This window comes from Janthinobacterium sp. UMAB-56 (genome assembly GCF_900095265.1).
GTDB lineage: Bacteria > Pseudomonadota > Gammaproteobacteria > Burkholderiales > Burkholderiaceae_D > Janthinobacterium.
On the sequence record NZ_LT607655.1, the window covers coordinates 87208 to 100100 of the forward strand.

Consider the following 12893-nt stretch of genomic DNA (forward strand, 5'->3'; position numbering starts at 1 on the left):
CCCCCCATGTTGAGAGTCCTGGAAAATCCCCTGTACTATCTGGATAATTTCCAGGATGTGCTGAACTGGATCGGCGCGCGTTACGCCGATCTGCTGAGTGCTGAAGAAACGCAGTTCATCGCCGCATTCGGCGCACTGCCGCAGCCTTCGCGGGCTCTGTTCGTGCGCCTCGTCATGCGCAAGGGCTGTCTGTTCCGCGCCAGCAAGCTCAACTACCCGGAAATCGGCGACACGCGCGCGGCCGCCCTGCCCCTGCTGGCCTTGGCATGGGTGGAAGCCGATCCCGTCATTACGCTCGACGAGCTGTTCGAGCTGCTGCTGAAAGGGGAAATCGCCCAGGCCTTCGTGCTCGCCGCGCCCCTGAAGGCGGCGCGCAAGGCGGAGCAACTGGAGGCCTTGCGCGAACAGCATGCGGAAGCGAAACCGTTTTCCGCATGGCATCCGGCCGGTACCGATGTGCTGTACCGTATCGGCTTGCAGCCCCTGTGCGACCGCCTGCGCCTGATTTACTTTGGCAATTATCACCAGGACTGGTCGGAATTCGTGCTGTCCGACCTCGGTGTGTATCAATACGAAAAAGTGGAATTCTCGCCGCAATCGCGCGGTTTTCGCACGCGCCAGGATATCGAGCACTATGCAGTGCTGCACCAGTGCCGCGAACGCTACAACGACAGTGCGCCGGCAGACGAAGTGCTGCAGGAACTGGCGGCACTGCCCTTGTCCCGGGACAATACCTGGCTGGCCAGCCGGCGCGACAAGCTGCGTTTCCAGATCGCCCAGCACCTGGAAAAATGCCAGGACTGGCAGGCCGCCTATCATGCCTATGCCGATTGCCGCTATCCGGGCGCGCGGGGCCGCGCCATCCGCGTGCTGGAAAAAGATGCACAGCCGCAAGCAGCCTATGACAGGCTGCTCATCGCCCTGGCAGCGCCGGAAAGCGAAGCGGAACAGCAATTGCTGCTGCGCATGGCGCCCCGTTTGCGACGCAAGCTGGGCCATGCGAAGCTGGCAGCCAGCGCGGCGGCGGCCGTGGAGCGCATCGACCTGCTGCTGCCGCATCCAGGCGAAGCATGCTATGTGGAAGCGGTGGTGCAACAGCACTTGATGCAGGATGACGCGCCCGTGTACTACGTGGAAAACACCCTGATCAACTCGCTGTTCGGCCTGCTGTGCTGGCCCGCCATCTTCAAGGCCATGCCGGGCGCCTTCTTCCACCCGTTCCACCGTGGGCCGGCCGACTTGCACAGCGCCGATTTTTACCCGCGCCGCAGCACGGACTTCGCCGCCTGCCTGGCACAACTGGACGACGGCAGCTACCACGCAGCCATCCGCGCCATGCGTGCCGCCAAGCATGGCATCGTCTCACCCTTCGTCAGCTGGGAGGTGCTGGACGATGGCTTGCTGGACCTGGCACTGGCCTGCATCCCGGCCGCGCACCTGAAGAAGGCGTTTGAACGCATCTTGCTCGACATTAAAAGCAACCGCAGCGGCTTTCCCGACCTGATCCAGTTCTGGCCAGCCGAGCAGCGCTACCGCATGATCGAAGTCAAGGGTCCGGGCGACCGCCTGCAAGACAACCAGCTGCGCTGGATCGCCTATTGCGCCGAGCATGCCATGCCCGTCAGCGTGTGCTACCTGCAGTGGCAGGTGGCCACATGAGCGCCAGGCGGTACACGATCGCCGTGCGCGCCCTGTGCGAATTCACGGCCAAGGTAGGCGACCTGGACTTGCGCTTTACACCCTCGCCTACGGCGCAGGAAGGCATGGCCGGCCATGCCACCGTCACCGGCCGGCGCGACGACGATTACCAGCGCGAAATCAGTCTTGCCGGCGACTTCGGCCCCCTCCATGTGCGGGGCCGCGCCGATGGCTACGACCCCGCGCGGCGCCAGCTGGAAGAAATCAAGACCTACCGTGGCGACTTGGGCACCATGCCCGCCAACCACCGCCAGCTGCACTGGGCGCAGGCGCGCATCTACGGCCACTTGCTGTGCCAGCAGCTGAACTTGCCCATGCTGCGCGTGGCGCTCGTGTATTTCGACATCGCCAGCCAGAAGGAAACGCTCATGCATGAGGAATGCACGGCCGAAGCACTGCGTCTGTTCTTCGAACAGCATTGCGCCCTCTTCCTCGACTGGGCCGAGCAGGAAATGGCACACCGCGCCAACCGCGATGTGCAGCTCAGCAGCATGGCCTTTCCCCATGCCAACTTTCGCCCGGGCCAGCGCCAGCTGGCCGAGGCCATGTACAAGGCCAGCAGCCGTGGCTGCGGCTTGCTGGCGCAGGCGCCGACGGGTATCGGCAAGACGGTGGGCAGCCTGTTTCCCATGTTGAAAGCCACGGCCGCGCATGGCCTGGATAAACTGTTTTTCCTCGCCGCCAAGGTGCCCGGGCGGCAAATGGCGCTCGACGCCTGCGCCATCCTGAAAGACAGCGCCCCGCTGCTGCCTTTGCGCGTGCTGGAACTGAGCGCCAAGACCAGCGCCTGCGAACATCCTGACAAAGCCTGCCACGGTGAATCGTGTCCGCTGGCCCAGGGCTTTTACGACCGTTTGCCGCTGGCGCGCGAGGTGGCGCTGGCCAGCGGCTTGATCCTGGACAAGGAAGCCGTGCGCGCCATCGCCTTGCAGCAAGGTATTTGCCCGTATTACCTGGGCATGGAGCTGGCGCGCTGGAGCGATGTCGTCATCGGCGACTACAATTACTATTTCGACCTCAGCGCCATGCTGTACGGCATGACCCTGGCCCACGACTGGAAAGTCAATGTGCTGGTCGACGAAGCGCACAATATGGTGTCGCGCGCGCGCAGCATGTATAGCGCTGAACTGGCGCAGATCGACCTGAAAATGCTGCGCAAGTTCGCGCCCGATGCCTTGAAAAAGCCGCTGGACCGCCTCGCGCGCCAGTGGACGGCCCTGCTCAAGGAACAGGATGGCGATTACCACGTGCATCCCGCCTTGCCGGACAAATTCTTTGGCGCCCTGCAAGGACTTGCCACGGCCATCGGCGATTACCTGGCCGAACATGCGGCGGCCCTCGATGAAGACTTGCAGCGCTTTTATTTCGACGTGCTGCTGATCAACCGCCTGGCGGAGAGTTTCGGCGAGCATTCGCTGTTCGATGTCAGCAAGATAAATACGGGATCCACTGCTGGCTCCACCGTCTGCATCCGCAACATTGTGCCCGCTCCCTTCCTCAAGGAACGCTTCGCGGCCAGCCACAGCACGGCCCTGTTTTCCGCCACCCTGAGTCCGTGGAATTACTACAGCGACACACTGGGCATGCCGGCCGATACAGCCTGGGTCGACGTGGAATCGCCGTTCCAGGCGGCGCAATTGTCCGTGCGCGTGGCCGACAGCATTTCCACGCGCTATCAGCACCGCGCCGCTTCGCTACTGCCCATCGCCCAGCTGATGGCGCGCCAATATGCGGAAACGCCGGGCAACTACCTGGCCTTCTTCAGCAGTTTTGATTACATGGAAAAGACAGCCACCCTGTTCGCCCAGCATTATCCCGACGTGCCCACCTGGCAACAGCCGCGCCGCATGGATGATGCTGCACGCGCGCAATTCCTCGGTCGTTTCGGCCTGGACACGCGCGGCATCGGCTTTGCCGTGCTGGGCGGCGCCTTTGGCGAAGGCATCGACTTGCCCGGCGCACGCCTGATCGGTGCCTTCATCGCCACCCTGGGTTTGCCGCAGATCAATCCCGTCAACGAGCAGATCCGCCAGCGCATGGGCGACATCTTCGGCGCCGGCTACGACTACACGTATCTGTATCCGGGCATGCAGAAGGTGGTGCAGGCGGCCGGCCGGGTCATCCGCACCCAGTCGGACAAGGGCGTCGTGTACTTGATCGACGACCGCTTTTCCCGCCCGGAAATCCGACAACTCTTGCCCACGTGGTGGGATGTGCAGCTAGCCAACTAATAATCTGAGTTTTTGATACCCTGCCTTGCTCACGGGTATGCGCGTATCGTCGTGCAAGACGGCCACGTGACTGTCCCTGGTGGCCGCCTCGATGCGGCGGATACCATCGATATTGAGCAGGTACGACCTATGCACGCGCAGGAACTTGGCGGGATCGAGCTGGGTTTCCAGTTCCCCCAGCGTCTGGCTTTTCAGGTAAGACTTGCCTTCGGAACGGATGCTGATGTAGTCATCCTGCGCCTCGATGTAGTCGATGCGAGCGCTGGCGATCACGTGGACCTTGGCACCGTCGCGTATCAGCACGCGGTCCAGGGGCGCGACCCGCGTGGCCGCCTCGCGCGCCACCGTCAGCACCGTCTCGGGCATGCTGCGCTGGGCGCGCGCATGGGCCAGCGCCTGCTCGAAGCGCTGTTCGCTGAACGGTTTCAGCAGATAGTCCAGGGCATGGCATTCGAACGCTTTCAAGGCGTACTGGTCATAGGCCGTGACAAAGATCAAACGCGTCTTCGCGCCGATCAGTTCCGCTACCTCAAAGCCGTCCAGGCGCGGCATCTGGATGTCGAGAAATACCAGTTCCGGCTCCAGGTCCGCGATGGCCTTGACGGCATCGAAGCCGTTGGCGCACTCGGCCACGATCTCGATATCGTCGTGGCGCGCCAGGTATTCGCGCAACACGCTGCGCGCCAGCAATTCATCATCGACGATGGCGACCCGCAGTCTTGCCTGCCTCATGCTTCCTCCGTGTCGCCGGTCTGCGCCGGCATGGAAATCATCACTTCGAAATGGCCGTTTCTTCGGCCCCAGTGCACGCTGGCCTCGTGGCCATACGCGCCCGCCAGGCGCTGGCGCACATTCTCCAGCCCCACGCCATTGCCACGGTCCGGCCCCTGATCCGCATCCACCGGGTTGCGCACGGCGATCTGCAGCAGGCTGCCGGCGCGCCGCACCTCGATGGCAAGCAGGCCGCCCTGCGTCAAGCCACAGATACCATGCTTGACGGCATTTTCCACCAACGGCTGTATCAGCATGGGTGGCAGCAGGCAGGCCAGTGCGGCGGTGTCGATGGCTTCCATCACTTGCAGGCGTTCGCCGAAGCGCACTTGTTCGATGGCCAGGAAATGGCGGATCAGCACCATTTCCTGCTCTGCGGTGATGTGCTGGTGCGCTTCCAGGCTCAGGCTCTGGCGAAAGAAACTGGCCAGTTGCACCGTCATCTGGCGCGCGCCCGCCGCATCGATCGACGTCAGGGCGCTGATGGAATTGAGGCTGTTGAACAGGAAGTGCGGATCGATCTGCGTGCGCAGCATGCGCAATTGCGCCTCCTGCGCCGCCAGTTGCGCTTCCAGCCCCCGCTGCTCGGCCATCCTGGCGCGCACGAATTCCAGCAACAGATAATGCACGGCGGCAGCCAGGCAATACAGCAGCACACCCAAGCCGAAGAACAGGGCCAGCAGCGATTGCGTCAGGTTCACGCCCAGCCAGCGCAGTTCCAGCAACAGGCTGACGCTATTCAGAAATTGCAGCAGCGTCGCCCACAGCAAGCCCGCGAACAGCGCCGCCACCCCCATCACGCCGGCGATGGCAAGCGGATGGCGGGCGTGCAAGGGGTAGGCGCGGCACAGGTAAAATGCGGAAAATCCCGAACCGATCGCGTACACGAGCGTGGCGGGCACCACCAGCAGGACGGCATTAGGCCAGGGCGCATGGGCCACCCTGGCCAGGACAAAGGCCAGGGCCAGGCCCAGCGCGATGCAGACCAGGAACACCACCACGGCGCCGCGCCGCTTCGACAAGGCCCCCGACATGCGCGCCTAGTTGCGGATTTCCAGGCCGCCCATGATGGCGTAGCCCGTCACGTACAGGCGTTTGGCCTGGTTCGGCGGCACGATAGTCTTTTCTTCGAAGCCGCCGAGGATGGGCGTGCCCTGCAGCACGACGCTCCAGTCGGGCGGAATCTTGATGGTGACGCCGCCGCACAGGGCAAATACGTTGAGCACGGCTTCACCTTCGATCGACGCCTGGCGCAAGTCGATTTCGCAGCCGGCCATGATGACATTGATATCGCCGCCCTTGAAGCGCTGCGACGACACGCGCCGCACATAGCCGCCCAGGATCGCCGTCACTTCGATGATGCTGTCATCGTCCGCCTGCCCGCTGGCGCCTGGCGCTGCAGTGGCATCGGCGGCGTCCTTGTCGAGCGACACGGCGCCATTCCTGGCCTGGCCGAACGCGTCTGGCGCCGCGCTGCCGTCTTGCTGCGCGGCAAAGCGCCGGCGGCGCTGGCGCTGCTGTGCGCCTGGCAGGGACTTCGACACCACGGCCACGCCCACGCCGATGATCAGCAAGGGCCACAGCAAGTCCCAGTTCATATAGAAGATGCCCATGTGCTTGAGGGTCCAGACCACGCCCAGCAGCACCAGCATGCCGCCCATTAAATAGCCGTTCGCGCTGCGGCTTTGCGACAGTTTCAGCAAGCCAAATACGATCAGCGCCGTGGGCCAGAAGCGGAAGGTGTAGCGCACATTCAGGAAACCGAGGTTATCGAGCAAGAACAGCAACCCCAGGCCGATGACGATGACGCCCAGCACGATCTGCGATGGCGAGTGCAGCGGCGGTTTATTTTTCATGCTCGGACTCCCGGTAGGCAATAAAATGTTTGTTCAACAGCGGTTCCAGCACGAGGCCCACACCCCAGGCGATCAGCAAGGCTGGCCAGCTATTGTAGAAATTCAAGTCCCACAATTGTTCATACGACACATACCACCAGGCAGCGAAAAAGAGTAGCCACAAGCCACTCAGTACCTGCTTGGCGGACACGGGCGTGAGCAACTTGTTCAGGCCAAAGACGAGCAATATCAGCGGCCAATAATGCCATAGTGCATAGTAATCGTGGAGATAGATCACATCGAGCCGGTCCAGCAGGATGACGGCGCCGATGGCGATCAGCAGCACGCCCCACAGCAACTGGGCACGGCGGCAATAAGCGGTTTCAGATTTCACGGTCACCCCTTGATATTGGATGATCGTAAAGATACGCGGATTTCGCGCGCGCGAAAACACCGCTTCGGCGAATGGCGGACAAGTGGCGGTGAATGGCGCAGCGACAGGAACGGCAGGCAAAAAAAGACCGGCTGGCGCCGGCCTTGAAGGGGTTCGCACGACACACCGCGACCCGGAGTCGCAGTGCGCTGCCGCGCGGCGCCAACGCGCCGGCAAGGAAATCTGGTGCCGATCCTTGAGGCGACCGGCTGACCTGCTGGAAGATCGAACATGCCGCCAACTTCACGGCAGTGCGTCTCAACCAAGCAAGGCCATCATACTCCTGATCGCCACATAGCACCGTTCGCTAGCGCACACAGATGGGGTTTTGCTGAGCTACATCAAACGGCGCTGGCATGCGGCGGCTTGAGCATGTCGTGCTTGATCCACTCCAGCACCGATGGCCCCTGCGGCTGCCAGCCCAGCGTGCGCGCCCGCGTGCCGCGCACGCGGCTGTTGGAGCCGAGGCCGTAGGAAGCCATCTCGTCACCCCATTCAGCAATGGCTTCCGGCAAAGGCCAGTCCTGCGCAGGCCCCAGCTCCAGCGCCTGGGCGATGGCGGCCGTCATGTCGCGGAAGGCAGCTTCGCCCGACTCGACAAAGTAAAAGGTGCCGGCCGGCGACTTTTCCAGCGCCAGCAGATACAGGCTGACGACATCGTCGATATGCACAGTCGACCAACTATTGCGGCCCGGCCCCACGTGGCGCACGATGCCGCTCTTGCGCGCCTGCTTGCGCAAACGGGGCAATTGCACGCTGTCGCGCGGCAAGGCGCCATGGCCATAGATCAAGGTGTTGCACAACACGCTGGCGCGCACGCCATTGCTCGCGCTGGCCAGAACCAGCTCATCGATGGCGACGCGGGCCGCCTTGTCGGCCGTGGGCGCAGGCAACCTGTCTTCATAATAAATCTGTTGCGTCCCCTCGCCGCCCGAGGCGTCGCCCACGATGGACGAACCGCTGGTATGCAGGAACACCTTGTTCGTGCCGGCCAGCGCTGCGAGGATGGCTTCGACGGCGCCCCGGTGGTCGCTGCTGGCGGCATTGATGACGGCGTCCGCCGCCTTCGCCTGCTCGATGAGCAATGCGCCCTCGTTCAGGGTGCCGACGATCCCCTGCACGCCAATGGTCGCCAGCTCGGCCACCTGTTCCGGTTTGCGCACGAGGCCCGTGACCTGATGGCCGGCACGCACGAGGCCCGCCGCGATGGAACTGCCGATGAAACCTGCCGCGCCTGTCAAGAATACGCGCATCATTACTCCTTTGTTGGTTCTGATTGCAATCAATCACACCAGCAAAGTATGCCCGCTTTCGTCTTTCGCAAAAAGCAGCTACACGGCAAAAGATCTATGACTTGGGCGCAACAATCTTCTGTTTGAGCTGCAGGGCGGCGATGTAGCGGCTCCGGTATGCGGGGTCTTCCGGCGTCAGCAAAGTGAGCCTGTCACGCGCTCGGGTGGCGGCCACATAAAAACGGTTTTCTTCTTCCAGCGGGTCGGTCTTGCTGCGCGGGAATTCATCGACGGCCAAGTAGGGCAAAATCACATGGTTATATTCCAGGCCCTTGATCTGGTCGATGCAGGCGATCACCAGCCTGGCCTTGCCACTGGTTACGGCAACAGCCTCTTCCATCTCGCCCAGCCAGCCGGCAAAGCCCCCCAGCGCCACACCCGCCTCGCTGCAGACGGCAATAAAGCCGTGCAGGGAACGGGCCACCACCCGCGCCTGGGCCGGGTCGACATAGATGCGGCGCGCCGTCTGTTCCAGCTGCATCAAGCCAAAGATGTGCCGCAGGGCGTCGCCCGCCAGGGCATCGGCGGGCAGTGCGCGCAGATAATCGACCGCGGCCAGGGTCAGCGCCGCCTTGTCCTGGTTCTGCGATTTGGCCAACTGGTTCGTCAAGAATCCTTCCAGCAAGTCGGGATAGTTGGCCACGTCGGCCTTGGCTTGCTGCAATTCCGTGCGCGTAAACGGAATTTCCGCGAACGCCACCAGGGCTTCGAGTATCTCGCCGCGGCGCGGGCCGCTCTTGATCGCATGCAAGTCCTTGCGGGCGATGGCCACCATGCCGCGCAGCATCAGCACTTCCAGGCTCAGCAGATAGCTGTTCATGTCCACCAGGCCATACGCGATGCCGCTCTGGAACAGCGCCGTTTCCACACGAATGGCCTGGTCGCGGTCGCGCAGCAAGATCGCCGTGGTGCCAGCATGCGCGTGTTCGAGCGCGGCGATCATCTGGGCGCTGCACGCCTGCGGCTGCGCATGGTCGTACTCGAGCAGCTCGATGTGGGTGGCACGCGACAGGGCCGACACGCTGGCCTTGTTCTTCAGCACGCCCACCGCCTGCGCCAGTTGCGGGCCGTAGCGGTAGGAGGCCGTCAGCGGCAAACGCTGCAAGGCGGGGAATTCCTGCTCGAAGCGCTGGCGCAGGAAGCGGTGGTCGGCGCCCGACCACGTGTAGATCACTTGATCCTTGTCGCCGGCGCCGCAGAAAAACGCGTTGCCCCGCCGTATCAGCATGGTCAGCAGGCGGAACGACGCTTCGTTCAAATCGTGCAATTCATCGGCGACGATGATCTGGAAGGCCGGCAATTGCTGGCGCAAGGGCTCGTCGCCATCGAGCATGCGTACCAGGTCGTAGGTGGCATCGAACGGTGCGCGGAACTGGATATCGCCCGTGTCGGCGCCGCGCAAGCCTTCGTATTCGCGCAGCCACAGATAGTGCGTGCGCGACATGCCCAGCAGCTCCAGATTATCGTCGAGGGAGTTGCTCTCGAAGTCAGGATTTTGAAAATCCAGGCGTGCCTTGGTGCGCAACTGCAGTTTCAAAAACTCGGCAATCGACCCATTCGTCGTATTGATTTCCAACGGATAGCGGTGTGCGTATTTCTCCGCCACGACTTCCAGCGCTTCCCAGGCCACGGGGCGCAGCTCTTCATCGCGGCGCATGGATGCCACCTGCCTGTTTTCCAGCTGCAGCAGCACCTTGGCGGCAAAGGCGTCGAAGGTGTCGATGACGAGGCGCTTGACGACGCCCAGCGGCACGCCCACTTCCAGCAGGCGCTGACGCAGGGCCACGCGCGCCGCTTCCGTGAACACAAGGGCCAGCATGCGTTCGGGCGCGCGGCCACGGTGCAGCGCCTCGGCCAGGCGCAGGGCCAGGGTCGTCGTCTTGGCGGCGCCAGCATTGGCGTCGATCAGCACCACTTTCTTTTGCGCCGTCTGGATAGCCACCTGTTCCGGCGTGGGCGTGATGCGTTTGGGAATAAACTGCGGGGCGTTATCTGTACTCAAAAGAATTCCTGAAAGGGTTGCTGCTCTTCCTGCCGTTACCAGGCGCAGGTGCGCAGGCCGGCAAAGATGTCGCCGCGCTCGGGCGCGTGGAAAGCGCGCATGCGCGCCGAATGCAGGCGCGGCGGCGTGGCGAAGGCAGCGCCGCGCAGCACCTGGTGCCGCATGAAATACGGCGCCGAGTATTCGCGCCAGCTGTCCACCGCAAAGCCCGGATACGGTTCGAACGGCGTCGCCGTCCACTCCCATACCTGTCCCCAATGAAAACGGGGATGGCCGGACAGCGCAGCATACTCCCATTCGGCCTCGGTCGCCAGGCGCCGCCCCGCCCAGGCGCAGTACGCTTGCGCTTCATACAGGTTGATGTGGCGCACGGCTTCATTCGGCGGCAAGGTCGTGCGCTGGCCGAAACGCATGGTGCGCCACTGCGTCGCTTCGCGCAACCAGTACAAAGGAGAGGAACGCTCCTGCTGCATCAGCCAGGCGCTGCCGGCCGCGCTCCAGAACTGGCGGTTCTGGTAGCCGCCGTCGGCGACAAAATCGGCAAACTGGGCGTTCGAGACGGGTAAGGCATCCATGCTGAACGGCGGCACGTAGCAGGCATGGGGCGGCGATTCATTGTCGAAGGCAAACCCGGCGCCGCGCGGCGAACCCAGTTCGATACTGCCGCCAGGAAAAGCGATCTGCCCTGCCCCTGGCGGCAATGCCGGGCTGGCCGCCAGACATTCCGGCGCTTCCAGGCCCAGCCATTGCAAACCTGCCAGCATTTCTTCGCCACACATGTCTTCATGCGCCAAGGCCAGCCGGTATGGCGCCAGGGCGCTGTCGACATTGGCTTCGCGCGAGAGTTTATCGAGGACCCTGTCGTACACTTCGTGGCAATACGTTTTCACGGCGCCCGGACTGGGCAGTTCCAGCTTCCAGCGCGCGCCATGCTCGACCATGTTGGCGTCGAACAAGTCGTCGCCGCGCGTCAGCAGGGAGTTATAAACGGCGTCGGCCGGATGGCTGGAAGCGGCTTCGCGCAAGATGAACCACTCGGCAAACCAGGCGATATGCGCGAGTTGCCACAAGGGCGGATTGAGGCGCGGATGGCGGGGCAAGCCGGCCACCACATCCAGGCCGGCAGTGACGTAAGAGTCGAACAGGGACAGGGTGTCCTGGCGCGCGGCCTGCAGCGACTGGGCCAGTTGCTGCGCGCCGGCATGGCGAAAAGAGGCGTTGATTAAATTCATGGCCTGATTGTAACGACTTATGCCAACCTTGCACTAGTCGCAAAGGAAACAAGGGGGCGCCATGCCCCCCAGCCTACTTGACCAGCAACTCGCCCTGTAGTGGCGTGACGACGGATTTGGGCATGCTGACGATAAAGCTGCTGCCCTTGTCGGCCACCGACTGGATGGCCAGAGTGCCCCCGTGGCGCAGCAGCACGTGCTTGACGATGGCCAGGCCAAGGCCCGTGCCCTGGGTTTCGCGCGAGCGGCTCTTGTCGACACGGTAAAAACGTTCCGTCAGGCGCGAGATATGTTCCTGGCTGATGCCGATGCCCGTGTCTTGCGCGATGAATTGCGGCCCGGCCGGCCCATCCTGCCAGCGCAGGGTGATGCTGCCGCCGGCCGGCGTGTAGCGCACGGCGTTCGATGCGAGGTTGCCAAACGCGCTGTACAGCTCGTCATAGCTGCCCAAGACGTCGGGGCCCTTGCATTCCATGCTCACTTCATGCTTGCCTGCCGACAAGCCCTTGGCGTCGCGCAAGACTTGCTGCATGAGCTTCTTGATATCCACTGGCTCGGGACGCAGCGGGTAGTCGACCGATTCCAGGCGCGACAGAGTCAGCATGTCCTCGATCAGATGCTGCATGCGGTGACCCTGCTCCGTCATCAGCTTGAGGTGGGCGGCGCGCGTGGTGGCATCCAGGTCCAGTTCGGCGGAAGCGATTTCCAGGAAGCCCACGATGACCGTCAGCGGCGTGCGCAATTCATGCGAAGCATTGGCGATGAAGTCGCGGCGCATCATTTCGATGCGTTCCGTCTCCGTCACATCGTGCGTGACGAGGATCTGGCGGCGGTTTTCAAAGGGAATGATCTGCACGATCAGCTTGCGGTTGCGGAAGGTGATCGTCAGCGGCTGGTCGTAACGGCCCAGGATGATGTAATCCATGAACTCGGGGCTGCGGATCAGGTTCGTCACGCGCATGCCCTTGTCGCGCTCGTGCGTCAGGCCCAGGTGTTTCTCGGCGGCAGGGTTGCACCATTCAAGGAACAGCACGTCATCCATGATGACGACGCCGTCGGGCAGCAGATGCATGGCCTGGCGGAAACGCGCCAGCCATTCCGTCAGCTCGGCCTGGTTTTTCTCGTCGTCGCGGCGCATGCGGTACAGGCGCGCGAAGATGCTGGTCCAGGCGCCCCAGCCATCGGGCAGCTTGGCGCTTTGGGGATTGTCCAGCCAATTGCTCAGCTGGAACAGATACGACAGTTGCACGAACACCATCATGGCCATCAGCACGAAGGCGATGCCCAGCGCATACGTGGCGCCAAACAGATACCAGACGACGGCCACGCCCAGCAGCGCCAGCACCATGCGCAAGGCGGCCGGCACCCAGAACAGCAATTTCGGATTCATAGAGGCCAG

General features: G+C 63.1%; 10 protein-coding genes. 2 read left to right on the forward strand and 8 right to left on the reverse strand.

The window, feature by feature from the left end; all coding sequences use genetic code 11:
* Positions 1 to 6: 6 nt before the first annotated feature.
* Positions 7 to 1659, forward strand: coding sequence for a VRR-NUC domain-containing protein (locus K0F85_RS11295; RefSeq protein ID WP_219116146.1), 1653 nt, complete (start codon positions 7 to 9; stop codon positions 1657 to 1659).
* Positions 1656 to 3929: an ATP-dependent DNA helicase gene (locus tag K0F85_RS11300; RefSeq protein WP_219116147.1), complete on the forward strand. Its 2274-nt coding sequence runs from the start codon at positions 1656 to 1658 to the stop codon at positions 3927 to 3929. Before K0F85_RS11295 ends, K0F85_RS11300 begins: the two co-directional genes overlap by 4 nt.
* On the opposite strand, the gene K0F85_RS11305 is transcribed toward K0F85_RS11300, so the two are convergent.
* The 8 genes from K0F85_RS11305 to phoR all read right to left on the reverse strand — a co-directional run bounded on the left by K0F85_RS11305 (position 3918) and on the right by phoR (position 12884).
* Complete coding sequence (locus K0F85_RS11305) at positions 3918 to 4646, reverse strand: LytTR family DNA-binding domain-containing protein (protein WP_219116381.1); 729 nt, start codon at positions 4644 to 4646, stop codon at positions 3918 to 3920. The two genes, K0F85_RS11300 and K0F85_RS11305, sit on opposite strands and share 12 nt — an antisense overlap.
* An 11-nt stretch (positions 4647 to 4657) precedes the next feature.
* The gene (locus tag K0F85_RS11310) at positions 4658 to 5734 is read right to left on the reverse strand and encodes a sensor histidine kinase (RefSeq protein ID WP_219116148.1); all 1077 of its coding nucleotides are present in this window, start codon (positions 5732 to 5734) and stop codon (positions 4658 to 4660) included.
* 6 nt (positions 5735 to 5740) lie between these two features.
* Positions 5741 to 6556, reverse strand: coding sequence for a LiaI-LiaF-like domain-containing protein (locus tag K0F85_RS11315; protein ID WP_219116149.1), 816 nt, complete (start codon positions 6554 to 6556; stop codon positions 5741 to 5743).
* A complete protein-coding gene (locus K0F85_RS11320) occupies positions 6546 to 6929 on the reverse strand; it encodes a LiaI-LiaF-like domain-containing protein (protein ID WP_257572699.1) in 384 nt (127 codons plus the stop codon). The genes K0F85_RS11315 and K0F85_RS11320 overlap by 11 nt, the downstream gene beginning before the upstream one ends.
* 380 nt (positions 6930 to 7309) lie before the next feature.
* Complete coding sequence (locus K0F85_RS11325; protein ID WP_219116383.1) at positions 7310 to 8221, reverse strand: NAD-dependent epimerase/dehydratase family protein; 912 nt, start codon at positions 8219 to 8221, stop codon at positions 7310 to 7312.
* Between the two features lie 94 nt (positions 8222 to 8315).
* Complete coding sequence (locus tag K0F85_RS11330; protein ID WP_219116150.1) at positions 8316 to 10262, reverse strand: UvrD-helicase domain-containing protein; 1947 nt, start codon at positions 10260 to 10262, stop codon at positions 8316 to 8318.
* Between the two features lie 35 nt (positions 10263 to 10297).
* Positions 10298 to 11494: a selenoneine synthase SenA gene (senA, locus tag K0F85_RS11335; protein ID WP_257572700.1), complete on the reverse strand. Its 1197-nt coding sequence runs from the start codon at positions 11492 to 11494 to the stop codon at positions 10298 to 10300.
* A gap of 73 nt (positions 11495 to 11567) precedes the next feature.
* Positions 11568 to 12884, reverse strand: a complete 1317-nt coding sequence (gene phoR / locus K0F85_RS11340) for a phosphate regulon sensor histidine kinase PhoR (RefSeq protein ID WP_219116151.1) — start codon at positions 12882 to 12884, stop codon at positions 11568 to 11570.
* Positions 12885 to 12893 lie beyond the last annotated feature (9 nt).

Coding starts and splice junctions, on each gene's coding strand:
- K0F85_RS11295 (WP_219116146.1), top strand. CDS start 7: ATGTTGAGAGTCCTGGAAAATCCCCTGTACTATCTGGATAATTTCCAG.
- phoR (WP_219116151.1), bottom strand. CDS start 12,884: ATGAATCCGAAATTGCTGTTCTGGGTGCCGGCCGCCTTGCGCATGGTG.
- K0F85_RS11325 (WP_219116383.1), bottom strand. CDS start 8,221: ATGCGCGTATTCTTGACAGGCGCGGCAGGTTTCATCGGCAGTTCCATC.
- K0F85_RS11300 (WP_219116147.1), top strand. CDS start 1,656: ATGAGCGCCAGGCGGTACACGATCGCCGTGCGCGCCCTGTGCGAATTC.
- K0F85_RS11315 (WP_219116149.1), bottom strand. CDS start 6,556: ATGAAAAATAAACCGCCGCTGCACTCGCCATCGCAGATCGTGCTGGGC.
- K0F85_RS11310 (WP_219116148.1), bottom strand. CDS start 5,734: ATGTCGGGGGCCTTGTCGAAGCGGCGCGGCGCCGTGGTGGTGTTCCTG.
- senA (WP_257572700.1), bottom strand. CDS start 11,494: ATGAATTTAATCAACGCCTCTTTTCGCCATGCCGGCGCGCAGCAACTG.